Origin of the sequence: Streptomyces sp. WZ-12, from assembly GCF_028898845.1 — a bacterium.
In the GTDB taxonomy this organism is placed as follows: Bacteria; Actinomycetota; Actinomycetes; order Streptomycetales; family Streptomycetaceae; genus Streptomyces.
On sequence record NZ_CP118574.1, the window covers coordinates 8,919,669 to 8,945,528 of the forward strand.

A 25,860-nucleotide genomic window follows, 5' to 3' on the forward strand; every position below is an offset into this window, starting at 1 on the left:
CAGGGCCTAAGGGAATGTCCATGACGGGGCATCGGGTGTCAAGGGATTCGACGGAGCGGCAGTACGACGCCATCCGGCTCCGTGTGGACCTGAAGCCCCCGCCTTCATCTGAGGAGCGGAGGCCGGCAGCCCGCGTCATCGCACTCCGCACACGATCGCCCGAGCCAGCCCTAGGGCGCTTCTGACGGATCTCCGCGGCGTCGCGGCGTTGCCGACATGTCCCCATAGCTCCGCTATGAAGACATCCCGGCGCCTTGCGATCGCACGCACCAGACGCCGCTCCTTCCTCCACGGAGATCCGTCAGAAGCGCCCTAGCCGTTGCGTTCCGCGCCGGCGCTGACCTTCGGGCTGGCCACCGTTTCGGCGATCTGGCGGCGCTGTTCGGCGGTGACGGGGAGTTCCACGCGGTCGCGGAAGTACCAGGCGCTGAGGGCGGCGCGCAGGCGGTCCAGACGGGGGGCCCGGGCGCCGGGGTGCGGCAGGGGTTGGGGGATGTCCCTGGCCAGCATGCGGTAGCGCTCGGTGGTCGGCACCGGTTCCTGGGTCTCGCGCAGCCCGCCGTAGACGTTCTGCAGCACGTAGCCCGTTTCGCGGCCCTCCAGGAGGAGTTGGCGTTCGCGGTCCTGGAGGGCCAGGCAGATGCGCTTGGTGAGGAGGAAGGCGAGGACCGGGCCGAGGACGAACAGCACCCGGAAGATCCAGGTCAGGGTCTCGACCGAGACCCGGAAGAGGGTGGCGATGACGTCGTTGCCGCCCGCCGCCAGCAGCACGGCGTACCAGACGAGGGCGGCGACGCCGAGCGCCGTGCGGGTGGGGACGTTGCGCGGCCGGTCGCACAGGTGATGTTCCATCAGGTCGCCGGTCACCCAGCGCTCGAAGAACGGATAGGCGTACAGCAGCATGAAGAGGATGCCGGGCAGGACGATGGCCGGGAGCAGCACGTTCCACATCAACGTGTGGCCCGCCACGTTGGTCTCCCAGGCCGGCATCAGCCGCAGCGCGCCTTCGAGGAAGCCCACGTACCAGTCGGGTTGGGCGTCGGTGGAGACGGTGTCGGTGAGGTACGGGCCGTAGGCCCAGACGGGGTTGATCTGGGCCAGCCCGCCGAGCAGGGTCAGCACCGCGAAGACCATGAAGAACAGGCCGGAGGACTTGGCGGTGAACTGGGGGAACATCGGCTGTCCGACGGCGTTGCGGTTGGTGCGCCCGCGGGCCGGCCAATGGGTGTGCTTGAGGTACACGACCAGGAGCAGGTGGAGGCCGATCAGCGCGAGCAGCAGTCCGGGGACCAGGAGGATGTGCACGGTGTAGAGCCGGGACAGCAGGATGTGGCCGGGGTAGGAGCCGCCCCAGATGAAGTAGCTGAGGTACGTCCCCACCAACGGCAGGGACAGCACGATGGTGTTCGCGGTGCGCAGGCCGGTGCCGGACAGCAGGTCGTCGGGGAGCGAGTAGCCGGCGAAGCCCTCCAACATGGCCAGCATGAACAGCGTGACGCCGACCATCCAGTTGACCTCCCGCGGCCGGCGGAACGCGCCGGTGAAGAAGACCCGCAGCAGATGCACCCCGAGCGCGGAGACGAAGACCAGGGCCGCCCAGTGGTGGATCTGACGGATCAACAGGCCGCCCCGGACCTCGAAGCTGATGCGCAACGTCGAGGCGTAGGCGCCCGACATCGACAGCCCCCGCAGCGGGCCGTACGCACCGTCGTAGGTGCGGTGGGCCATGCTCGGCTCGAAGAACAGCGTCAGATAGACGCCGGTCAGCACCAGGACCAGCAGGCTGTAGAGCGCGATCTCGCCGAGGAGGAAGGACCAGTGGTCCGGGAACGCCTTGCGCAACAGGGCCCGTCCGGCCTCCGAGGCGGGCAGCCGGCCGTCAGCCGCGCTGAAGGCGGAACGGCCGACCCGACGGGCCCTCGCCACCGTCCCTTCCGTTGCGTTCCGGAACAGCATCTCCGGCCCTCCTCGGCGCTGTGGTCCACGCGGGCACCCGTGGTGCCCGCCCCACCGCACCCTGCCTGGCCGATCGCCGCCCGGCGCGCATTACGCAGATCGGGGGCACCGCCGGGCGGCCGGGGCCTCACGCCACGACGCCGACGTCCTGCCGGACCGGTTCACCGGTGAGGTAGTGGACGTATTCGTCGGCCAACCGGAAGCCGGCGGTCCAGGCGAGCAGGCGACTGGCGCGGTTGTCGCGGGAGCAGGTCCAGCTCGGGGTGTGACCCCGGGCGGCGATGTCCCGGCACAGGGCGGTGACGCAGGCGAGGGCCAGCCGCTGTCGGCGGTGTTCGGGGAGGGTCACGCAGGCGACGTCCTCGTACCCGGTGCCGCGGAAGTACGTGCAGGCGACGGCGAGCACCCGGCCCGCGTGGAAGGCGCCCCAGCCGTGCCCGGAGGCGGCCAGGCCCGCCGGGCCGCCCCAACTGGCGTTGATCCAGGAGGCGTCCGCACCCAGCGCGCCCAACGCCTCGGCGTCCTGGGGCAGCAGGCGGCGCACCTTCACGCCGTGCGGCGGACGCGGGGCGGCGGTGGACTGGCGGTGCAGGTACACCATGCGCTCCCAGGGCACCAGGAGGTCGAACGAGCTGCCCAACAGGGGCAGGAAGCGGGCGGGCGCCTGGGCGTAGTGCCCGGCGAAGCCGGCCAGGGAGAGCGGCGCCAGCGCGGTGGGATCGCCGCGGAAGAGCGCGTGGTTGGCGCAGGAGACGACCACGGCGCGGGGCGCGTCGGGGCGGTCGACCCACCAGCGGCCGTTGCCGGAGATCAGCGCGTGCTGGGTGAGGGCTACCGTGCCGGGCGGACCATCGGCGAACCAGTAGGCGAGGTCCGGGAGTTGGTGCGGCAGGATTTCGATCACGGCGGTTCCTAGTGGCTGGGTACGCTGGGCCGGCCCTGCGCGGTGCGGGCCTACGGGTACGCGAAGAGGGGCGCCCGGTCGGGTCACGGGCGCCCCGGGTGCGGAGACGTGTCAGCGGGCGGTGGACGTCTCCGGGCAGCGCGGCGCGTGACCTCGGCCCGCCGTATGAGGCGGGTGGGCGAGCACGAGCCGGGCGCTGTTCACGTCCCTATCGAATGCCATGGCGTACCCCGCCGCAAGCGGTGACTGCGCCTCTTTACGTACCCCTGATGAACTGGGGTTTCGCCGCTTACGGGAGGCTTGCGCGGGTGCGGTCGCGGTCGCGGTCGGGTTCCGCAGCTCCGGCTCCGGGCGGCGCGCCCACGCCCGCCGTCGGCTCACATGCCGGACATCCGTCCGGCGCCGGGGCGGAGGTAGACGGCCCAGGTCACCAGCGAGCAGAGCGCGTAGCCGGCCAGGAACGCCCAGTAGGCGGCGTTGCCGTCGCCGACCGTCAGGAACGACTGGCGGAAGGCGAAGTTGACCAGGACGCCGCCGAACGCCCCGATGGCGCCCGCGAGTCCGATCAGCGCCGAGGCGCGGCGCCGCGCGTCCTGCTCCGCGGTGGCCGGATCGGTATCGCCGTCCGCCACCGCCGCCCGCGCCCTGGCGTGGAAGACCGCGGGGATCATCTTGTACGTGGAGCCGTTGCCCAGACCGCTCAAGGTGAAGAGGGCGACGAAGCCGGCCAGGAACAGCGGCAGCGAACCGGCGCCCGAGGCGACGAGCACGGTGGCCGTCCCGAGGGCCATCAGCAGGAACGTCAACACGGTGATCCGTGCGCCGCCGTAGCGGTCCGCGAGCCGTCCGCCGACCGGCCGGGCCAGCGAGCCCAGCAGGGGCCCGAGGAAGGTGAGGTACGCGGCCTTCACGGGAGTGTCGAACTGCTGCTGGAACTGCACCTGGAGGACCTGCCCGAAGGCGAAGCCGAAGCCGATGAAGCTGCCGAAGGTGCCGATGTAGAGCAGCGAGATGACCCAACTGTGCGGCTCCCGGACGATCTCGCGCAGCGCGCGCCGGTCGTTGCGCAGCGAGGGGAGGTTGTCCATCCGCAGTGCGGCACCGAGCGCCGCCAGCACGATCAGCGGCAGATAGACCAGCGGCACCAGCCGCGGATGGGCGGCACCGGCGGTGGCCAGCACGGCCAGGCCGACCAACTGCACCACCGGGACGCCGAGGTTGCCGCCGCCCGCGTTCATGCCCAGGGCCCAGCCCTTGAGGCGCTGCGGGTAGAAGGCGTTGATGTTCGCCATCGAGGAGGCGAAGTTGCCGCCGCCGACGCCCGCGACGCAGGCGACCGCGAGCAGCGTGCCGTAGGAGACGCCCGGCTCCAGCACGACCCCGGCCAGCACCGTGGGGAGGAGCAGCAACGAGGCGCTGAAGACCGTCCAGTTGCGGCCGCCGAAGCGCGCCACCGCATGGGTGTAGGGCAGCCGCAGCGCCGCGCCGAGCGCGGTGGGCAGCGCGGTGAGGGTGAACTTGCCCGCGGGGTCGATGTGGTACTCCGGGCCGAGGAAGAGCACCAGCACCGACCACAGGCTCCACACCGAGAAGCCGATGTGCTCGGAGAGGACCGAGTAGACCAGGTTGCGGCGGGCCACTCTGGCGCCTGCCTCGGCCCAGAAGTCCTCGTCCTCCGGCCGCCAGTCGGTGAGGGTACGGGCCCGGGCCGGGGCCGTTGCGGTGGTGGTTTCGCTGCCGACGGCAGTGCTCGTCATGACGTGTCACCTGCTCGGTGAGAGAGGGGGGATCCGGACGGTGGGGGGTGGTGAGGTGACGGTGGGGCGGGGCGTGGTGAGAGGTTACGGCTCGCGCACGTCGGCGTGCGGGCCGTCGGCGGGCTACGACCCGAGGCGCACCGGCCAGATGCGCAGGACCGCGGGCCGCCCGTCGGGGGTGGTCTCCTCGTCGAGGCAGCGGCCGTCGCGCAGGTCGAACGCCTGCTTGTACATCGGGGAGGCCACCGTCGGCACGCCCGCACGGCTGCCGAGGATGCCGCGGGACAGGACGTAGGCGCCGCTGAACGGATCGCGGTTGTCGACCGCGTACAGCTCGCCGGCGCGGTCCCGGAAGACCGCGACCTGCTGGCCGCTCGCGCTGAGCACGGCGACGCCGCGCCCGGGCGTCAACTCGTCGTAGGAGCAGACCCGGGTCCACCTCCGGCCGTCCAGGATCTCGACGGTTCCGATCGCGGTGGACGTCTCGACCGCGGGGCGGGTTTCGAGCGTGGTGTCGGTCATGCGGTACGCACCTCCAGTTGGGGGCCGGCGATCAGCGCCGGGGTGCCGTGCCCGTCCTCGTCGGGACGGGCGGGTCGGATCTGGCCGCGCTCGGGGACGAAGGTCACGGCCGGGTCGGGGGTTCCGGGGGCGTTGACGAAGGAGGTGAAGCGGCGCAGCCGTTCGGGGTCGGCGAGCACCGCGGCCCACTCGTCCTCGTAGCGGTCGATGTGGCGCTCCATCTGCAACTCCAGCTCGGCGCAGATGCCCAGCGAGTCGTCCAGCACCACCTCCCGGACGTGGTCCAGGCCGCCGTCGATGCGCTCCAGCCAGGTCGAGGTGCGCTCCAGCCGGTCGGCGGTGCGGAGGTAGAACATCAGGAACCGGTCGATCGTCCGGAGCAGGGTCTTCTTGTCCAGGTCGGCCGCGAGCAGGTCGGCGTGGCGCGGGGTCATGCCGCCGTTGCCGCCGATGTAGAGGTTCCAGCCCGCGGAGGTGGCGATGACGCCGAAGTCCTTGCCCTGGGCCTCGGCGCACTCGCGGGCGCAGCCGGAGACCGCCGCCTTGATCTTGTGTGGCGAGCGCAACCCCCGGTAGCGCAGCTCCAGTTCGATGGCCAGCCCGACCGAGTCCTGTACGCCGTAGCGGCACCAGGTCTCGCCCACACAGGACTTCACCGTGCGCAGCGACTTGCCGTACGCGTGGCCGGACTCGAAGCCGGCGTCGACGAGGCGGCGCCAGATCCGGGGGAGTTGGTCGACGGTGGCGCCGAACAGGTCGATCCGCTGGCCCCCGGTGATCTTGGTGTAGAGGCCGTAGTCACGGGCGATCTCACCGATGGTGATCAGGCCCTGCGGGGTGATCTCGCCGCCGGGGACCCGCGGCACGACCGAATAGGAGCCGTTGCGCTGCAAGTTGGCGAGGAAGTGGTCGTTGGTGTCCTGCAGCGCGCCCTGCTCCCCGTCGAGGACGTGACCGCCGGCCAGGCCGGCCAGGATCGAGGCGACGACCGGCTTGCAGACCTCGCAGCCCTCACCGCCGCGCCCGTACCGGTCCAGCAGCTCGCCGAAGGAGTCGATCCCGGCCGCCTGGACGATCTCGTAGAGCTCGGCGCGGGTGTGCCCGAAGTGCTCGCACAGGCTCGTGTCGACGGTGACGCCGCCGGCCGCCAGCTCCTCGGCCACGATCGTGCCGAGCTGCGGCACGCAACTGCCGCAGCCGGTCCCGGCCTTGGTGCACTTCTTGACGTCGGGGACGGTGGTGCAGCCCTGCTCGGACACGGCCGTGCGGAGGGTGCCCTTGGTGACGTTGTGACAGGAGCAGACGACCGCGTCGTCCGGCAGCGCGGTCGACCCGGTGGCCGGCGCGAGCCCGGTGGGCAGCACCAGTTGCTCGGGCGCGGTCGTCAGCGGCTTGCCGCCGAGCGCGAGCGGGCGCAGAAGGCCGTAGGACTCGGTGTCGCCGACCAACACGCCGCCCAGGAGCTGGCCCTCGCGACCGACGACCAGCTTCTTGTAGATCCCGGCCCGGCTGTCGCTGTACCGGATGTCGGCCGCGCCCTCGGTGGCGCCGTGCGCGTCGCCGAAGCTCGCGACGTCGACGCCCAGCAGCTTGAGCTTGGTGGCGGTGTCGGCGCCGGTGAACAGGTGCTCCGCCGCGGGCAGTTGCTCGGACTGGTCGGCGGCCAGCGAGCGGGCGGCGGCCTCGGCCATCGCATAGCCGGGGGCGACCAGGCCGTAGACCCGGCCGTCGGCGGCCCGCGCGCACTCGCCGATGGCGTGGATGCGCGGGTCGGTGGTGCGGCAGCGCTCGTCGACGACGATGCCGCCGCGCTCGCCGACCGGCAACCCGCAGTCCCGGGCCAGTTGGTCGCGCGGCCGCACGCCGGCGGAGAACACCACCAGGTCGGCGGGGAGTTCGCGGCCGTCGGACAGGCCCATGGCGCGGACTCGGCCCTCGCCGTCGGTGACGATCTCCTGGGTGCCGGCCCCGGTGTGCACGCGGACGCCGAGGTCCTCGATCTTGCGGCGCAGCAGATGCCCACCGCCCTCGTCTATCTGAATCGCCATCAGGCGTGGGGCGAACTCCACGACATGGGTCTCAAGGCCCAGGGCGGTGAGCGCACCGGCGGCCTCCAGGCCCAGCAGGCCGCCGCCGACCACCACGCCGGTCCGGGTGCGCTCGGCCCGGGCCTCGTCCCGTATCCGTTGCAGGTCCTCGATGGTGCGGTAGACGTGGCAGCCGGCCGCGTCCCGGCCGGGGACCGGCGGCACGAACGGGACCGAGCCGGTGGCCAGCACCAGCGCGTCGTAGCGCAGCGTCGCGCCGGAGGCGCAGGTGACGGTCCCGGCGGCGCGGTCGATCGCGGTCGCCGGGTCGGCCAGGCGCAGGTCGATGCCGTGCCCGGCGAGGAAACCGGCCGGGGTCAGGGAGAGTTCCTCCGTACTGGTGCCGGAGAACCACGAGGTCAGATGGACCCGGTCGTAGGCGGCGCGGGGTTCCTCGGCGAGCACGGTGATCCGCCACCGCGCGGCCTCCGGCTGCTCGACGAAGGTCTCCAGGAAGCGCTGGCCGACCATGCCGTGGCCGACCAGGACCAATTCCTTGAGCGGGCTGTTCGAGGGGCGCTGCGTCATGAGGAGGCTCCGAGGGTGGTGAGCAGGTGCAGGGGGTGGTCGGGCAGCGGCTCGTCGTGCTCCGGTGCGCGGGCGAGGTCGCCGACGGTGGTCGGGTCGCCGAGGAGGATCGCGCCGACCAGGCGGTCCCCAGCGCCACCCGGGCGAACTCGCCGAGTTGGTGGACCTTCTCGTTGGTCAATCCGCCGCCGACGACACCCACCGCGCCCGCGCCGCGCTCCGCCCGCACCGCGGCGAGGTCGGCCGCCACCCGGTCCGGCGCCACCGGCCAGCTCGTGGCCGGCAGTTCGCCCCGTTCGCGTACCAACGGCGTCGTCAGCCGCGCACCGGGAGCCAGCAGCCCGGCCGGGCTCCGCCCCTTGCCGCACAACGCACCCCGGTTGACCGGGAAGTCGGCGCGCTCCCGCACCTCCGGGGGCGTCCCGGCGCTCAGCCGCATGCCGCACCGCAACGCACGGTACGGACAGCGCGTCGCCGTGGTGGCGGGGGCGGCGGTGGAGACGGTGTCGGTCATGACTCGACCCTGACCGCAGTGCGTTACATCCCCTCACCGCGCGTATTGCGCGGTTGATACGCCTCGCGCACACCACCATCGCCACGTGGTGCGGTCAGTGACATATGCCGTAACACAACGAACGGTTCGCTAACACCGGTGTGATGGCTGGGCAACCTGCGGGTAACTTACGCCCCCGACTCTGCCGACATGGGAACTGCCGCCGCCTCCAACCCCACCGGCCCCGCCGGTGACGCACACCTCCCGCTGACCGGCTTCACCGTCGGCGTCACCGCCGCACGCCGCCGCGAGGAGCTCGTCGCCCTGCTGACCAGGCGCGGAGCCCGGGTGATCGAGGCGCCGGCGCTGCGCATCCTCCCGCTGGAGGACGACCTCGCGCTGCGCCGCGCCACCCAACAGTGCCTGGCGCAACCACTGGACTACGTGGTGGCGACCACCGGCGTCGGGTGGCGCGGCTGGATGAGCGCCGCCGACGGCTGGGGCCGGGGCGCCGAACTCGCCGCCGCCTGCCGGGACGCGGTCGTACTCACCCGCGGCCCCAAGGCGACCGGCGCGGTCCGGGCCAGCGGAGTGGGCGAGAGCTGGTCCCCGGACACCGAGGCCACCGACGAACTCCTCACCTGGCTCCTGGCCCGACCGCTCGACGGCCGCCGGATCGCCGTCCAGGAACACGGCCTGCCGCTGGACGACTTCGCCGCCGCACTGCGCGAACGCGGCGCCGAGGTGATCTCCGTCCCCGTCTACCGCTGGGCACCACCCGAAGACCCCGGCCCGGTACGACGACTGGTCGAGCAGACCGCCCGCCGGGAGATCCACGCACTGACCTTCACCAGCGCACCCGCGATCGCCGCCTTCCTGGCCACCGCCACCGCCGACGGCCTGCACGAGCAGGTGGTGGCCGCGCTGCGCACCGACGTGCTCGCCATCTGCGTCGGCCCCGTCTGCGCCCGCCCGCTCCTCGACGCCGGCCTCCCGGTCGTCTGGCCCGAACGCGGCCGCCTCGGCGCCCTGGTACGCACCGTCACCGAGGAACTCCCGCCCCGCAGCCGCCGCACGCTCCGCGTCGACGGCCGCGAACTGGTGCTCCAGGGCAACGCCCTCCTGGTGGACGACGAGAGTTACTGGCTCTCGCCCAAGAGCGCCACGGTGCTGCGCGCCCTCGCCGAACACCCCGGCTGGGTGCTCAGCCGCGCCGAACTGCTGCGCCGTGCCTGGGCCGGCTCGGACGCCGACGAACACGCCGTCGAGGCCGCCGTCGGCCGGCTGCGGCACTCGCTCGGCAGGCACGGCGACCTGATCCGCACCGTCCCCAAGCGCGGCTACCGGCTGGCGGCGGGATGACCGCCACCCCGACCCTGCTGGCCGTCGCCCACGGCACCCGCGACCCCCGGGGCGCGGCCGCAACCGAGGCCCTGATCGCCCGCACCCGCGCACTCCATCCCGAAATCCCCGTACGACACTGCTACTTGGACCTGCTCGCCCCCTCGCTCCCCGAGGCCCTGGCCGGCCTGACCGGCGAGGTGATCGTGGTCCCCCTCCTGCTCGGCACCGGCTACCACATCCGCGTCGACATACCCGCCGCCCTCGCCGACGCACCCCACCTGCACACCCGGATCGCCCGCGCCCTCGGCCCGGACCCCCTCCTCGCCGACGTCCTGACGGACCGCCTGCACCAGGCCGGCTGGCGCCCCGACGACCACGCGGAGGGCGGCGCCCTCGTCCTGGCCGCCGCCGGCTCCACCGACCCGCGCGCCAACGCCGACACCGTGGCCATGGCAGAACTGCTGCGCGCCCGACTCCCGCAGGGCGGCCCCGTGATGCCCGCCTACCTCTGCGCCGCCGGCCCCACCCCCGCCGAGGCGGTCGCCGCCCTCCGCGCGGCCGGCCACCCCCGCATCGCCCTCGCCGAATACCTCCTGGGCCCCGGCCTCTTCGCCCGCCGTGCGGCCCGCTCCGGCGCCTGCCTCACCACCGCTCCCCTGGGCACCCACGACGCGGTCGCCCACCTCATCGCGCGGCGCTACGAGGAGGCGGTGGGGGAGCTGGTGGTGGCCGTTTCCGCCCGGAATCAGGGAATGGCGGCGCGGAGTCGCACTCCTGGCGCACGATCACCGCATACCTGACACGCGCCGGCAATATTGGGCGCGTTGACGCACGCATTGTGGCCGTCCCGGTCACGGCTCGCCGGGGGAGCCGTGCGACAACTGGGCTGATCCGGCATTGATGTGACGGTTCGTCAGATTCATCTCCGTGCGGAGCCCTCCTCTTTCCCTCTTCTCTTGCCGGTATGTGTTTTTTTGGTTTCCGGAACATGGCGAGAGAGGGGCGCCGAGGCGACGTGAATCGGGTGCCGGGAAGGGGTTCTCGGGTGGGTGCGGAAGCCGTGCCGTGACATGCGTAGGTGAATTCCCTTGCGTGGTAAGTGATATGAGGGAGTAAAGGATGCGTCAGGGCGGCGTTTGGGTCGGGAGTCGCTGCTCAGGGCGGTGGTGCGAGGGCGAAGGGTCTACCCGGCGGTAATTGCCGGCGGGCGAGGGTCGCGTGGGGTGGAGATTGCGCCACGGGGCCTTTTCCGTGGTTCGCGATGCGTAATACGTGTGAACAGGGTCACGTTGCATCAGGCTGTGTAGCTGCTGCTACGTTGAGTGCGTTGCAGGGCGACCGAGGGGGCGCACGACCATTTGCCACGTCACTATTTTTGCGGGATCAGGTTCCTGTCGGTGTGGTGAATCTGCTAGCGGGAGAGACCGGAAAGCCGGACGGTGAGCCGGCGGCAACGACGTGCCACGCCACGTCAGTTGCCAGGGGGACGGGTCTGGTCTGAATGACCGCCCTTCGCCCCTGTCCGCGATCCCAGCACCACGACGCCCCATTACTTCACTTCGCATCACTTCAATACCGTTCCACCGCGACGGCGCTCGGGAGACCCCCGCTGCCCGTCGGTTCGTCTGCGCGCCCGACCGGCGCGCGACGGGAAAGGCCCATCCGTTGATGAACACGGCGCCTGTGCCAGGCACCAGTCAGCAGCCATTACTCGAAGAGCTCTTCCGGGAACAGGTGGCATGCCGCCCCGACGCGCCGGCCGTGATCGACGGCGGGACCACGCTGTCGTACCGCGAACTCCACGACCGTGCGGGCCGGGTGGCGGCCGGACTGATCGCGATGGGCGTGGGCCGGGAGACGCCGGTGGCCATGGCCTTCCCGCGCTCGGCCGACGCGATCGTGTGCACCGTGGCCATCGTGCTGGCCGGCGGCGCCTACCTCCCGGTCAACCCCGACTTCCCCGGCGAGCGCCTGGCGCACATGCTGGGCGACAGCGGCGCCCAACTGCTGGTCTGCGCACCAGGACTGGCCGGAGCCCTGGCCCCCGCGTTACCGCGGACGACCCGGGCCATGACGCTCGGGGCGCTGATCGCCGAAGGGGAGCGCGCCGGGATCTCCCCGCCCACCGAGGCCCTGCCCAGCGCGGGGGAGCGGTCCCCCCTGGCCTACGTGATGTTCACCTCCGGGTCCACCGGCCGCCCCAAGGGCGTGCTCGTGGAACAGGCCGGCATCGTCCGACTGGTCAAGGACAACGGCTTCTTCGACTTCTCCGCGGGCGAGCGGCTGCTGCTGACCGGCGCCCTGGAGTTCGACGCGGCGACCTTCGAGATCTGGGGGTGCCTGCTCAACGGCGCGACGCTGTATGTGACCGGCAAGGAAACGCTGCTGGTCCCCTCCGCCCTCAAGACCTTCCTGCATCACCACGCCATCACCGTGATGTGGCTGACCGCCCCACTGTTCAGCCAGACCGCGGACGCCGACCCCGCGGTCTTCGCCCGGCTGGGCGCGGTTGTCGTGGGCGGCGATGTGCTCCCCGCCCGCCAGGCACACGCACTGCGGACCGCGTACCCCGGGTTGCGGATCATCAACGGCTACGGCCCGACCGAGAACACCACCTTCACCACCACCCACGAGGTGCGTGACGAGGAGCCGGGCGCGGTGCCCATCGGGCGCCCGCTGAACGGCACGACCGTGCGGGTGTTGGACGACGACGGACGACCGGTGCCCACCGGCACGCCCGGCGAGCTGTACACCGGCGGGAGCGGACTGGCCCGTGGCTATCTGGGCCGGCCGGACCTGACCGCGGAGCGCTTCGTCATGATCGACGGCGAGCGCTGCTACCGCACCGGCGACCGCGTGACGAGGGACGCGGACGGCCTGCTGCACTTCCACGGCAGGATCGACGACCAAGTCAAGATCCGCGGACACCGGGTGGAGGTCAAGGAGGTCGAGGCGGTCCTGCTGGGCTGCCCCGGTGTCCTGGACGGCTGCGTGACCGTCGCGGCGGACGGGGCCGGCAAACACCTCGTCGGCTACGCGGTCCTCGACGAGGGCACGGACGCCGCACAGGTCCAGGCGGCACTGGCCGCACGGCTTCCCGACTACCTGCGGCCGGACGACCTGGTGACGCTGGACCGACTCCCGCTGAACGCCAACGGCAAGGTCGACAAGGCCGCACTTCCCGCGGCGGGGACGGAAGTTGACCACCCGTCGACGGCCGCGGACGCGTACGCCGGGTTGTCCGACGAGCAGCGGCGGCTCGCCGAGGTGTGGGACGCGGTGCTGCGGTTGAAGGGCCGTGCCGTGCGGCCCGAGGACGACTTCTTCGCGCTGGGCGGCAACTCCCTCGCCGCCGGGGCGCTCATCGGGCGACTGGCCGTGCGGGACGGGGTGGCGCTCTCGTACCGGGAGGTCTTCGAGAGCCGCACCCTGGCGCGGATGACGGAGGCCGTCGGGCGCGCCGGGCAGACGCCGTCAGCCGGTCTGCCGCCGGTCACGCCGGCTCCGATCGGCGTCCCCACCGCCCTCCACCCGCAGCAGTACGGGCTGCACACCCACGCCCAGGTGGCCCCGACCTCGCTGGCCTACCACATCCCGCTCCGCATCGACCTCGACGGACCGGTGACGGCATCGGCGGTCAGGTCCGCCCTGAGCGAACTGGTGCGCCGGCACGACGCGTTGCGGACCCGCCTCGTCGTCACCGACGAGGGAGTGCGGCAACTGGCGGACCCGCACGCGGTGGTGGAGATGGTGGGGCCGCCCGACTCCGACGTCTTCGCCGACGAGGACGACCGGTCGCTGCTGGCCTCCTTCGTCCGGCCGTTCGACCTGGAGGGCGGGCCGCTGTTCCGGGCGCTGCTGATCCGGCTGGACGACAGTTGCCACCGGCTCTACCTCGACGTCCACCACGCGGTGTTCGACGGGGTGTCGTTGCGGATCGTCGCGGAGGAGCTGACCGAGCTGCTCTCCGGCGGCGTCCTGCCGGAGCCCAAATGGGGCTACGCCGATGCCGCGCAGTGGTACGCCGAGCGGCTCGCCGAAGGCGCGTTCGCGGCCGACGAGCGGTACTGGACGGAGGTCCTGGCCGATCCGCCGCGGCTGGAGCTGCCCACGGACCACCCCCGCCCGCCCGTGCGCACGGAGAGCGGAGCGGTGGTGCGGCTGGCGCTGACGCCCGAGCGCGACGCGGCGGTCCGGCGGAGCGCCGAACGGACCGGCAGCACACCGTTCGCCGTGCTGCTCAGCGCCTACGGCGCAGCGCTGATGCAACTGTCCGGACAGCGCGACGTGGTGGTCGGCAGCCCGATGAGCGGGCGGATCCACCCCGACTTCGAGCCCGTGGTGGGGATGTTCGTCAACACCGCCCCGCTGCGGCTCACCGTCGACGAACCCGCCACACTCGCCGACCTGTTGGACGCCGCCCACCAACGGCACCAGGAAGCCCTGGAACACCAGGCGTACCCCTTCGACCGGATCGTCGGGCAGTTGGGGCTGCCCCGGGACACCGCCCGGCTCCCCCTCCTGGACGCCTTCTTCGCCTGGCAGAACATCGACTTCCACGGCTTCGCCCGCGACGGGCTGCGGGTGGACGTCACCCTGCTGCACCCGGACTCCTGCCGCTTCGACCTGAACCTCCAGGCGTACCAGCGGCCCGACGGCACGGTGCTCGAATTGGAGTACAGCACCGCGCTGTTCACCGCGTCCTCGGCGGAATACCTCCTCCACCGCGTGGCCGAGCTGATCGACGACCTCGACGCCGCCCCGCACACCCCCCTGTTCGACTCCTCGGCGTCCACGAGCGCGGCCACCCCCGCCTACGCCGATTTCTCTTTCTAGAAGGACCCCATGACCAGCGCACTCCAGGTCCAGCAGGCCCTCCGCAACCACCCCGACCAGCAGGAGTTCTGGGAGACCCGCAGCCAGGGCTGGACCGAACCGGTCCAGGTCATCCGCGACCACCTGCGCCCCGGCGCCGGCGAACACCGCACCACCGACGCCTCGTTGGACGCGGCCACCACGGCCGCCCTGGCGCGGATCACCTCGGGCGACGCGGTGCTGCTGCGCACCGTCGCCGCCACCGTGCTGGCGCTGCTCGCCGCGCGGACCACCGACCGCGACGACATCGTCGTCCACCTGCCCGTGCCACCGCAGCACTTCGACGCCCCCAACCGCGCCGTCCCGCTCGACGTGCGCATACCGGCGGGGACCGCGGCCAAGCAGCTCCTCGGCGCCGTCCGCGCCGGCTACCTCGACGCGGCGGCCCAACTCGACGTGCCCGTACGGCACGTGCTGGAGCGCGCCGGCAGCCGCCCGACCGACTTCATGATCGCGGTCGACGGCGACCTCGGCCCTCAGGACGCCGACCAGGCCGGCGCCCCCCTGCTGTTCACCCTGACCACCGGCGCCGACCCGCGCCTGGCCCTGCGCTACGACCCGACGCTGTTCACCGAGGCCACCGCGGACCGCCTCCTGGACGGCTACCGCACGCTGCTGCACACGCTCACCACCGCGCCGGACACCACCACCGACGCCCTCCGCGCCCCGTCCGATGACGAACTCGCCCTTCTTGAAGGCGAGTTCAACGACACGGACGCCGACTTCCCGGGCGGGCGGCTGTTGCACAGCTTCCTGGAGGAGCGGGCCCGCGAGCACGGTGACCGAATCGCCGTAGCCGACGGCAGCGGAACCACCTACGCCCAGCTCAACGCGGACGCCAACCGCCTGGCCCGCACCCTGCGCGCCCGCGGCGTGAGTGCCGGCAGCATCGTCGGCGTCTGCATCCCGCGCTCCGCCGCGATGCTCACCGCCATCTACGCCGTGCTCAAGGCGGGCGGCGCCTACCTCCCGATCGACCCCACCCTGCCCGACAACCGCATCGCCTACCTGCTGGAGCACAGCGGCACCGAACTGGCGCTCACCACCGGCGACACCGCCCACGTCCTCGGCACGCACCCCACCCTCGACCTCGACGACCCGGCCAACTGGTCGGCCGAGACCGGCGACCTCGACCCCGTCACCGGGCCCGACGACGCCTGCTACGTCATCTACACCTCCGGCTCCACCGGCCGCCCCAAGGGCGTGGTCGTCGAGCACCGCGCCATCGTCAACCGGCTGTGGTGGATGCAGCGCCAATACCCGCTCGGCGCCGACGACGTCATCCTGCACAAGACGCCGTTCACCTTCGACGTGTCGGTGTGGGAGATCTTCTGGTGGTCGCTGGCCGGCGCGTCGGTCGCCACCCTGCCCAACGGCGCGGAGAAGGACCCCGAGCGGATCGCCGAGCGGGTCGCCGAGAGCGGGGCGACCACCCTGCACTTCGTGCCCAGCATGCTGCACGCCTTCCTCACCTTCACCCGGGCCGCCGGCACCACCTCCCACCTGCGCACCCTGCGGCAGGTCTTCGCCAGCGGCGAGGCGCTCGCCGCGGCCCATGTCGAGCTGTTCCGCGACGCGTTGCCCGACGCGCGGCTCAGCAACCTCTACGGCCCCACCGAGGCCGCCGTCGACGTCAGCTACTTCGACTGCGAGACCGTCGACACCACCCGCTCGGTGCCCATCGGCCGCCCCATCGACAACATCAAGCTGCTGGTGCGCACCCGCAGCGGCGCCCCCGCCCCGATCGGAGTCCCCGGCGAACTGTGCATCGCCGGCGTCGGCCTGGCCCGCGGCTACCTGCACGCACCGGAACTGACCGCGGAACGCTTCGTCGCCGGCCCGGACGGCTTCGGCCGCCTCTACCGCACCGGCGACCTGGCCCGTTGGCTGCCCGGCGGAATCCTGGAATACCTCGGCCGACTCGACACCCAGGTCAAGATCCGCGGCTACCGCATCGAACTGGGCGAGATCGAGCACCTGGCGAGCGGCGTGGCCGGAGTCGTGGAGTGCGCGGTCGCGGCCGTCGAGGGCGACCGCGGCGAGAAGGCGCTGTGCGCCTACGTCGTGACCGGACCCGACTTCGACGAGACGGCACTGCGCACCGCGCTCGCCGCCGAACTGCCCTCCTACATGGTCCCGCAGTTCATCGTCACCGTCCCCGCCATCCCCACCAACCACAACGGCAAGCGCGACCTGGCCGCCCTGCCGCGCCCGGCCCAACAGACCGCCGAAGAACAGCACATCGAGCCGGCCACCGACACCGAGCGCCTGATCGCCGCGGTGTGGGCGGACGTCCTGGGCGCCGAACGCATCGGCGCACAGGACAGCTTCTTCGCCCTCGGCGGCGACTCCATCCTCGGCATCCGCGTGGTCGCCGCACTGCGCCAGGCCGGCTACGAGGTCACCGTCGGCGAGGTCTTCGCCCACCAGCGACTGACCGACCTCGCGACCGTGGTGCGCCCGGTCCAGCAGGAGGCCAGGCCCGAGCCCGCGACCGGGGACACCGGCTCCTGGCCCGCCTCCGCGCTCCAACAGGGCATGATCTACCACAGCAGCGTGGACACCGACGTGCCCGTCTACCACGACATCTTCCGCTACCACGTGGACGTCCCCCGCGTCGACGACGACGCCCTGGTGACCGCCTGGCGCCGACTGACGGAACGCCACCCCGTCCTGCGCGCCCGCTTCGACCTGGAGACCTTCGACCGGCCCCACATGGTCGTCGAGGACGCCCCGGCGCTGCCGGTGGACGTCATCGACCTGCGCACCGCCGCGGACCCGGCCGCCGACGTCACCGCCTGGGCCGAACAGGAGAAGCGCACCCCCATCGACCCGGGCACCGCGCCCGTCTACCGCGTCCGGATCTTCGTCACCGCCCCCGACCGGGTCACCCTCGGCCTCAGCTTCCACCACGCCCTCCTGGACGGCTGGAGCGTCGCCTCCCTGGTCGAGGAGTGGGTCCGCGGCTACGGCGACCTGCTCCAGGGCCGGGACGAGACCCCCGCCCCCGCCGTGACCCTGCAGTCCCAGTACGCCGTCCTGGAACGCCGGGCCGAAGAGGACCCCGCCCAACGGGACTTCTGGGCCGCCGAACTCGACGGTGCCGACCTGACCGAGGTGCCGCGGCTGGGCACCGACCGCGGCCACGGGGCCACCTCCGAGGTCGTCATCGCCGCCCGCCCCCTGGACCCCGAACTGCTGGAGACGCTCCGTCACCGCGCCCAGGAATGGTCCGTCCCGCTCAAGAGCGTCTTCCTGGCCGCACACCTGCGGGTGCAGGCGTTCGTCGCCAACCGGCGCCAGGTCACCACCGGCCTGGTCGCCAACGGCCGGCCCGAGGTCGACGGCGCCGAGACCGCACTGGGCATGTTCCTCAACACCCTGCCGTTCCGGCTCGACCTCGACACCGACCACACCTGGCGCGAACTGGCCGAACGCTGCTTCGCGTTGGAGCAGCGACTGCAACCCCACCGCTGGTTCCCGCTGCCGGCCATCCAGAAGCTGCACGGCGGCCCGGTCTTCGACGTGCTGTTCAACTTCACCAACTTCCACGTCCACCAACAGGACGCGCAGACCGACGGACCCGCCGTCCGCGCCGTGGACTACTTCGAGCAGACCAACGCACCCCTCGTCGTCTACGTCGGCGCCAACGCCTACGAGGGCGGCTGGGAATACCGCATCGGCTACGACCCCGGACAGTTCACCGCCGAGCAGATCGACCGCTACCTCGGCTACTACGGCAACTGCTTCGCGGAACTGGCCACCGCCGGCGAACGCCCCTGGGCCGACACCGTCCCGCTCACCGCCGACGAACGCGCCGTGCTGCTGCCCGCCGTCGCCCACACCACCGTCCCCGAACTCGACGGCAGCGCCACCCTCGTCGACCGCTTCGCGGCCATGGCCGACAAGCACGGCGAAGCCACCGCCGTCTCCTGCGACGGACGCCGGCTGACCTACCGCGAACTGGACCGCCGCGCCAACGCGTTGGCACACCACCTGGCCTCCCGCGGCGTCCGCCCCGGAGACCTCGTCGCCCTGGCACTGGAACGCGACGTCGAGATGGTCGTCAGCATCCTGGCCACCCTCAAGGCCGGCGCGGTGTACGTGCCGATCGACCCCGGCTACCCCGAGGACCGCATCCGCACCACCGTCGAGGACGCCGACGTCCGCCTGGTCCTGGCCACCGCCGAGGTCTGCGCCCTCTTCCCCGACCGCGCCACCCTCACCGGCACCGCCGACGTCCTGGACGCCCTCATCGGCGAGGGCGCCGAGCACGGCCCCGGGCACGCACTGAGCGCCGACTCCCCGGCCTACGTCATCTACACCTCAGGCTCCACCGGCCGTCCCAAGGGCGTCCTGGTGACCCACGGCAACGTCCTGCGCCTGTTCTCCCGCACCGAGCACTGGTACGGCTTCTCCGAGGACGACACCTGGGCCCTGTTCCACTCCTTCGCCTTCGACTTCTCCGTCTGGGAGCTGTGGGGCGCCCTGCTGTACGGCGGCCACCTCGTCGTCGTCCCCTACTGGGTCAGCCGGTCCGTCGAGGACTTCGCCGACCTCGTCGTCACCGAGGGCGTCACCGTCCTCAACCAGACCCCCTCCGCGTTCGGGCAGGTCAAGCAGGCCCTGATGGACCGCGTCGGCCCCGACGACGTCCGCCTGCGCCACGTCGTCTTCGGCGGCGAGGCGCTGGACTTCGCCGGACTCACCGACTGGTTCGACCACTTCGGCGACGCCCGCCCCGAGTTGGTCAACATGTACGGCATCACCGAGACCACCGTGCACGTCACCTACCGCCCGGTGCGCACCGCCGACACCCGCGCCCCCGGCAGCATGATCGGCGAACCCATCCCCGACCTCGGCCTCTACCTCGTCGACGACCTGGGCCGACCGGTGCCCCTGGGCACCCCCGGCGAGATCGCCGTCACCGGCGGCGGCGTCGCCCACGGCTACCTCAACCGGCCCGAGGAGAACGCCAAGCGCTTCGTCGAACTCGACCTCGGCCACGGCCCGACCCGTGCCTACCGCTCCGGCGACGTGGCCCGCCGACTGCCCGGCGGCGACGTCGAATACCTCGGCCGCGGCGACGCCCAGGTCAAGATCCAGGGCTACCGCATCGAGACCGGCGACATCGAGTCCGCGCTGGTCGCCCACCCCCGGATCGACTCGGCCCTGGTCATCGCCTTCACCCGCCGCACCGGCGGCAAGGCCCTGGCCGGTTACTACGTCCCGCTGCCCGGCGAGACCATCGACCGCCAGGAGTTGCGCGCCCACCTCACCGACCGGCTGCCCGGCTACATGGTGCCCAGCTTCCTCGTCGAGGTCGCGCGCTGGCCCCTGACCATCAACGGCAAGACCGACCGGCGCGCGCTGCCGCACCCCGAGGACCACTCCGGCGGCACCGACCGCGCCCACGCCGCGCCGCGCACCGCCACCGAGGCCCGCCTGACCGCCGTCTGGCAGGACGTCCTCGGCCTGGAACGGGTCGGCATCGACGACGCCTACTACGACCTGGGCGGCGACTCCCTCCAGGGCATCCGCCTCATCGGCGCCCTCCGGCGCGCCGGCTACGAGGTGCCGCTGCACGAGCTGTTCCGCCTGCAGACCATCCGCGCCCTGACCGACCAGAACATGATCACCGGCACCGGCGACCCGTCGGCCCAGGCCCCCGAGAGCCGGCCCTTCGACCTCGTCGACACCGAGGACCGGGACCGCCTCCCGGCGGACGTCGTGGACGCCTACCCCGCCACCCAGCTCCAGCTCGGCATGATCTTCCACACCGACCTCGAACCGGCCCAGGCGGTCTTCCACGACCTGATCCGCTACCGCATCGACCTCCCCTTCGACCAGGAGGCCCTGACCGGCCTGCTGACCGCCATGGTCGACGCCGAAGGCCACGAGATCCTCCGCACCTCCTTCGCCCTGGACGGCCACCGCCGCCCGCTCCAACTGGTCCACCCGCACGGCCGGGTCGAGCTCACCGTGCACGACCTCACCCACCTCGACGACGCCCAGCGCACCGCGCACGTCGACGCCTGGTTCGAGGAGGAGAAGAGCACCGGTTTCGACTGGCACCTGCCGACCCAGATGCGGTTCTTCGCACACCGGGCCACCGACGACTCCTTCTACCTCTCGGTCAGCTTCCACCACGCGATCATCGACGGCTGGAGCTTCTCCGGCCTGATGGCCCGACTGCTGGGCGACTACCGCAACGCCCTGGCCGGCCGCGCCCCGGCCCTGCACCACCCGGCACCGCTGGCCTACCGCGACTACGTCGCCCTGGACCAGGCCGCCCAACAGGACACCGCGGCCCGGGACTACTGGACCGACCTGCTGGCCGGCGCCCCCGACACCACGCTGCCCCGCCTGCCCGAGCCCGGACACCGCTGGGCGGAATCCGAACTCCTGCTGGACGAGGGGCAGTACGGCCGACTGACCGAGCTCGCCGCCCGGCACGGCGTCTCCGTCAAGCACCTGTGCCTGGCCGCGCACTTCCGCGCCCTGTCACTGATCACCCGCACCACCGACGTGACCACCGGCGTCTTCGGCCACGGCCGCCCCGAACACCTGGAAGCCGACCGCATGGTGGGCCTCTTCCTCAACATCGTGCCGCTGCGCGCGGCCACCGACGGCCCGTGGGACGAACTGATCGCCGCCGTCAACCGCGTCGGCCACGAACACCTCCCGCACCGCCGCTACGCCTACGCCGGCATCCAGCAGGCCACGGGCGGCCGCCGGCTGGTCGAGACCGCCTTCAACTTCGTCAACTTCACCGCCTACGCGGACCAGTTGGGCGAGGACGGCGGGCAAGTCATCGGCGACCTGAAGTGGTTCGAGCACGCCGACTTCGCCCTGCTGGTGACCTTCAGCGCCGACCTGTTCACCCGCCAGATGCGGGTCAACTTCAACGCCGCGGCGCACGTCCTCGGCAGCGAGGCGGTCCGCACCCTCGCCGCCGTCTACCGGGCCGTCCTCGCCGACCTGCTGGACGAGCCGGCCGAGGAGCCGGACCTCACCGCGCTCCTCGCCCAACTCCCGCCGCCAGCCGACGGCGAGCGTCACCCCTACGACCGCCCGGCACCGACCGCGCACCCCGCCGGCCTCGACGCCCTCGACCCGGCGGCCCTCCGTGAGCTGCTGACCGAGCTCCTCGGCGACACCGCCCCCGACGGCACCGTCCCCGCCCTGGACTCCCTGACCACCCTCCGCCTGGCCCACGCCCTCAACCACCGCCACGGCATCGACATCCCGCTGCCGGAGCTGCTCGACGGCACCGCCCTGACCAACGCCCTGGGACGGTGACCATGAAGGCGACGTTCTCCACCATCCTCCTCAGCTCACTGGGCTCCACGGTCCTGTGGCTGCTGCTGGTGCCCAACTTCCAGGCACAGACCCACTCCGACGGACTGGTCGGCCTGCTCGGCATGGAACGCCAGGTACTCGGCGTGGTCGGCGCGCTCCTGGTCGGCGTCTGGGCCGACCGGGGCCGGATCGGCCGGAAGTTCGCCCTGCTCCAGGGCATGCAACTGGCCCTCGCGGTGGTCTTCCTCCTGCTGACCTGGCTCGGCACCGCAGGACCGGACTTCGTCCTGGTGTGGACCGCGCTGCGGTTCACGCTGGTCGGCGCGAGCTCCGTCCTCGCCTACCGACTGCTCGCCGACGCCGCCGGCTCCAGCGCCCAGGGCGCGGTGCTCCAGATGGTGACCTCCCCGCAGGGCGCCATGGTCTTCGCCGCCGTCATCTGCGCGGCGGTACCCGCCTGGACCGCACACACCCTGCTCACCGCGCTGGTCTTCGACATCGTCTCCTCGCTCCTGGTGATCTGGCTGCTGCTGGCCCGCCCGGAGGTAGGCGAGGGCGAGTTCGGCTTCGAGTGGCGCCACGTCCTGCGGCGCGGCGCCGCCGCCGTGCGCAGCTACTGGCTGCCCGAACTGTGGCCGTGGAACCTCCTCCAACTCGCCTTCCTGGTCAGCCTCTCCGGCATGATGGTCTACGCCAGCGCGATCGCCGAGGCCCAGACGCTGGTCCCCACCGGCATCGCCTTCTCCGGCGGCTGGTTCTTCTACGGCCTGGCCTTCTGGCTGACCGCCCCCCTGCTGCGCGACCCCGAACGGGCCCGCCGCTGGGCCCTGGCCTTCGCCGGCGTCCTCCTCGTCTGCGGCGTAGTGGGCACCGTGATCGGCCGCTCCGCCTTCCCCGTCCACATGGCCCTCTACGTGGCGCTGACCTTCGTCAACGCCTACTGGATCCACTTCACCAACGCCCGCATCCTCGAACCGGCCCCCGCCGCCCACCTCGGCCAGATCCGTGCGAGCATGATCTTCTACCTCGGACTGGTCTTCGGCATCGGCGAACAAGTCGTCGGCCTGTTGCTGGAGTTGAAGACCGGACTGCTGCTGCTCGGCCTGGCCCACGTGGTGGGCGGCATCGCCCTGGCCGGCGCGCTGCTCACCATCCGTGCCCGTACCCGCCGCCGCGCCCTCGTGCCGGTCGCCTGACCCAAGGAGTCCCATGACCCCCGAAGAGATCGTCGACGGCCAACTCGCCGCCTACAACGCCCGCGACCTCGACGCCTTCCTCGGCTATTACGTCGAGGACGTCCCGGTGTACGCCTTCCCCTCCGGCGAGGTGCTCGCCGACCGCTCCGGCCCGGCCTTCCGCGAGCGCTACCGCGCCCTCTTCGACGGCAGCCCCGACCTGCACGCCAAGCTCGTCTCCCGGGTCACCCACGGCCGCATCGTCATCGACCAGGAGCTGGTCTCCGGCTTCCAGGGCGACGAGGTCCGCGCCGCCGTCGCCCTCTACGAGGTCGGCGAGGAGCGCATCGAACGCGTCTGGTTCGCCGTCTGACACCCCACCCTCACCCTCACCATGCATGAACCCGCCATGCATGACCTCCCTCTCGCGGACGCCCCGTGCACGGCGTCCGCGGGAGGCGCGGTTTCCGGGGCAGGCGCCGGCCGGGGCTCGCGCACGGCGGGCCACCGTTCCCGGCGGCCCGCCGTCACACCGTCGGGATGGTGGCGCGGAACTTCTTCGTCAGGTCGGCGCCGCGGATCACCCCGCCCTTGTGGTATTTCAGCCCCCAGGCATCGATCACCGAGCCGTCCGCGAACATGCAGGCGGACATGGCCTTCGACGGGTCCTTGAGATTCCTGGGGCCCCAACCACCGCCGTCCGTAGGTCGGTTGCCGAACATCGCGGTGCCGTTGATCCCCTGGCAGTAGGCGATGGAGGGGTTGCCGGGACTGCTCGGACCGTTGGGCTTGCGGACGTAGGCGAGCGCGGCCAGCGTCGGCTTGTCCGCGGCCAACGTGTCCGCACCGATCATGATCTGACTGCCGTCGCCGGCGGTGAACAGACACATCTCCCGCTCACCACCCAGCGGCGTGATCTTGTTGCCGGTGCTGGTGAAGTAGGGGACGCGGGTCTCCGCCTTGCCGCCCTGCTGCGCACACCAGGCCGCATCCGCGGAGACGGAGCGGAGCGCCGGACCGGCGGCCGGGCCACCGCGGGGCGTTCCGGCGGCGCCGGTGGCCGCGTTGGCCGCCACGGCCGTACCGGAGAGCAGGGCGAGCACGGACACGGCAAGGACATGGGAGCGCTTCACGCTTCCTCCTCAGAATGCTGCGCGGAAAGTGGTTGCCGGCCGGCGGGGTGCACACGCCCATCCTCAGCAACCCCCGTCGCACCGTCAACGCACGTCACCCGGCCTTTCGACAGGCCCGCGGACATTGACGCGATCACGCGGGTGCGCCCCCGACGACGTGCCCGGACCGGCGATCGGATCCGGCCAGTAACGGGGCCGTAATTCCCGCGGCTATGAGGCGTGTTGGGGAACGGATAGAGTCTTCGCCTCATGAACGCCCCACTGCTGCGCATCCGGCTGCTCGGCGGCTTCCGTCTCGCCCGCGAGGACGGCGCACCGCTGGTGGCGCGCTGGTCCCGGCCCGGCGCACGTACCCTGGTCAAGCTGCTGGCCCTCGCCCCGGACCACGCGCTGCACCGCGAACAGATCATGGCCGTGTGCTGGCCGCACGCCGAACTCCGGACCGCACTGGGCAGCCTACGGGTGGCACTGCACACCGCGCGGCACGCACTGGAGCCCGAGCTGACACCGCGCGGCACCTCCGCCTATCTCGTCAGCGACGGAGAACTGCTGCGCCTGGCACCCGACACGGTACGCGTGGACGTCGACGAGGCCCAGACGCGCGCGGCGCGGGCCCTGCGAAGCGGTCGGCGGCGCGAACTGGCCGACGCACTGGAGGCGTTGGGCGGCGAACTGTTGCCCGAGGACCGCTATGCGCCATGGGCCGAGCCGGCCCGCGAGCGGCTGGCGCGCCGGCGGACCGAGCTGTGCGACGCGCTCGCCGAGCAGCGCAGGTCCACGCGTCACCGAACGGCGCGGCCCGAGCTGGACGCGGCGCGGGTACGGCTGGACTGGGCACTGCACCTGGACCGCTCGGGGCAGTACGACGAGGCCGTCACCGTGGTCCGCGAGGCCCTGTACGCGTACGAACGCCAAGGGCTCCGCGACGCCTGCACATTGGCCGCCGCCCGACTGGCGGAGGTGCTCAGCCGCGGCCGGGGCGCGGCACAGGCGCTGACGGCCCTGGACGCCCACCCGCCCGATCCCGGCGCCCCCGACGCCATCCGGGCCGCGCACCACATGGCGCGTTCGGCGGTGCTGTCGTACCGCGGCCGGTACGCGGACGGACTGGCGGCCGCGCGGGCGGCGGAGCGTTGCGCAGGGGCCGCCCGCGGGGCCGACGGGCCGGTGCTGCTGGCCCGTTCACTGGCCCAACAGACCGTCTGCCTGGGCCTGTCCGGCCTCGCCGAGCAGGCCGCCGGACCCGCCGCCGCGGCACTGGCACCGGCCGAGGAGTCCGGCGACCGGGCGCTGCTGGCCACCGTGCTCTCCGTACTCCGGGAAACCGAGCGCCGCGCGGGCCGGCTCGGGGACGCGCTGGCCCACGGGCACCGCGCCCTCGCCCTGGCCGAACAGGCGGGCCGCCCCACCGCCACCGCCTTCGAACGCGCCAACCTGGCCGAGCTCCATCTCCTGCGCGACGAACGGGCGGACGCCGAGCGACTGGCCCGCGCCTCGGTCGAACTGGCCGAGCCGTTCGGCGGCACGGCACTGGCCTTCGCCCTGACCGCACTGGCCCGCGTACGGGGCGGGTCCGCGCCACGGGAGGCCGCACGGCTGCTGACACGGGCCGGGCGCTGCGCGGTGGCCGGCGGGCACTTTCAAGCCATCGAGGAGGTGCGACTGGCCCGCGCCGAGATGGTCGAGGCCGGTGAGGCGCGGCGGGTGTCGCGGTGAGTCCACGAGCCGTCCGTGCCGGGGCAGTTCAGTCCTGGTCACCCGGCACTGCACCCTGGAAGGCCGCC

Annotated in this window: 13 protein-coding genes and 1 pseudogene; 7 read left to right on the forward strand and 7 right to left on the reverse strand. The window is 72.3% G+C overall.

The genetic code is table 11. From position 1 onward, the window contains the following. Window positions 1-312 precede the first annotated feature (312 nt). The 6 genes and pseudogenes from qcrB to PV796_RS39255 form a co-directional block, all read right to left on the reverse strand. The gene (qcrB, locus tag PV796_RS39225; protein ID WP_274918635.1) at window positions 313-1,956 is read right to left on the reverse strand and encodes a cytochrome bc1 complex cytochrome b subunit; all 1,644 of its coding nucleotides are present in this window, start codon (window positions 1,954-1,956) and stop codon (window positions 313-315) included. A 127-nt stretch (window positions 1,957-2,083) separates the two neighbouring features. Next, the gene (locus PV796_RS39230; RefSeq protein ID WP_274918636.1) at window positions 2,084-2,860 is read right to left on the reverse strand and encodes a GNAT family N-acetyltransferase; all 777 of its coding nucleotides are present in this window, start codon (window positions 2,858-2,860) and stop codon (window positions 2,084-2,086) included. 377 nt (window positions 2,861-3,237) lie between these two features. Beyond that, window positions 3,238-4,617 carry an MFS transporter gene (locus PV796_RS39235; RefSeq protein ID WP_274918637.1) on the reverse strand — a complete coding sequence of 460 codons (1,380 nt, stop codon included), beginning with the start codon at window positions 4,615-4,617 and terminating at the stop codon, window positions 3,238-3,240. Window positions 4,618-4,740: 123 nt separating this feature from the next. After that, on the reverse strand, window positions 4,741-5,139 hold the full coding sequence (gene nirD, locus PV796_RS39240) for a nitrite reductase small subunit NirD (protein ID WP_274918638.1): 399 nt from the start codon (window positions 5,137-5,139) through the stop codon (window positions 4,741-4,743). Continuing rightward, complete coding sequence (nirB, locus tag PV796_RS39245; RefSeq protein ID WP_274918639.1) at window positions 5,136-7,754, reverse strand: nitrite reductase large subunit NirB; 2,619 nt, start codon at window positions 7,752-7,754, stop codon at window positions 5,136-5,138. The genes nirD and nirB overlap by 4 nt, the downstream gene beginning before the upstream one ends. Window positions 7,755-7,893: 139 nt before the next feature. Then, window positions 7,894-8,268 (reverse strand): annotated as a pseudogene (locus tag PV796_RS39255) (molybdopterin-dependent oxidoreductase); the annotation flags it as partial. Between the two features lie 189 nt (window positions 8,269-8,457). On the opposite strand from PV796_RS39255, the gene PV796_RS39260 reads away from it, so the two are divergent. The 6 genes from PV796_RS39260 (at window position 8,458) to PV796_RS39285 (ending at window position 23,316) form a co-directional block, all read left to right on the forward strand. Further along, window positions 8,458-9,609, forward strand: coding sequence for a uroporphyrinogen-III synthase (locus PV796_RS39260; RefSeq protein WP_274918640.1), 1,152 nt, complete (start codon window positions 8,458-8,460; stop codon window positions 9,607-9,609). Continuing rightward, a complete protein-coding gene (locus tag PV796_RS39265; RefSeq protein ID WP_274918641.1) occupies window positions 9,606-10,391 on the forward strand; it encodes a sirohydrochlorin chelatase in 786 nt (261 codons plus the stop codon). The genes PV796_RS39260 and PV796_RS39265 overlap by 4 nt, the downstream gene beginning before the upstream one ends. Before the next feature lie 868 nt (window positions 10,392-11,259). Continuing rightward, window positions 11,260-14,427 carry an amino acid adenylation domain-containing protein gene (locus tag PV796_RS39270; protein WP_274918642.1) on the forward strand — a complete coding sequence of 1,056 codons (3,168 nt, stop codon included), beginning with the start codon at window positions 11,260-11,262 and terminating at the stop codon, window positions 14,425-14,427. Between the two features lie 9 nt (window positions 14,428-14,436). Next, window positions 14,437-21,768, forward strand: a complete 7,332-nt coding sequence (locus PV796_RS39275) for a non-ribosomal peptide synthetase (protein ID WP_274918643.1) — start codon at window positions 14,437-14,439, stop codon at window positions 21,766-21,768. 2 nt (window positions 21,769-21,770) lie between these two features. Further along, window positions 21,771-22,964, forward strand: coding sequence for a hypothetical protein (locus tag PV796_RS39280; protein ID WP_274918644.1), 1,194 nt, complete (start codon window positions 21,771-21,773; stop codon window positions 22,962-22,964). A 13-nt stretch (window positions 22,965-22,977) separates the two neighbouring features. Continuing rightward, window positions 22,978-23,316: a nuclear transport factor 2 family protein gene (locus PV796_RS39285; RefSeq protein WP_274918645.1), complete on the forward strand. Its 339-nt coding sequence runs from the start codon at window positions 22,978-22,980 to the stop codon at window positions 23,314-23,316. A 154-nt stretch (window positions 23,317-23,470) separates the two neighbouring features. Here the strand turns inward: PV796_RS39285 and PV796_RS39290 are convergent, their stop codons facing one another. After that, complete coding sequence (locus PV796_RS39290; protein ID WP_274918646.1) at window positions 23,471-24,076, reverse strand: hypothetical protein; 606 nt, start codon at window positions 24,074-24,076, stop codon at window positions 23,471-23,473. Between the two features lie 249 nt (window positions 24,077-24,325). Here PV796_RS39290 and PV796_RS39295 point away from each other — a divergent pair, with 249 nt between their 5' ends. Continuing rightward, complete coding sequence (locus PV796_RS39295; RefSeq protein ID WP_274918647.1) at window positions 24,326-25,792, forward strand: AfsR/SARP family transcriptional regulator; 1,467 nt, start codon at window positions 24,326-24,328, stop codon at window positions 25,790-25,792. The last annotated feature ends 68 nt before the right edge of the window (window positions 25,793-25,860 follow it).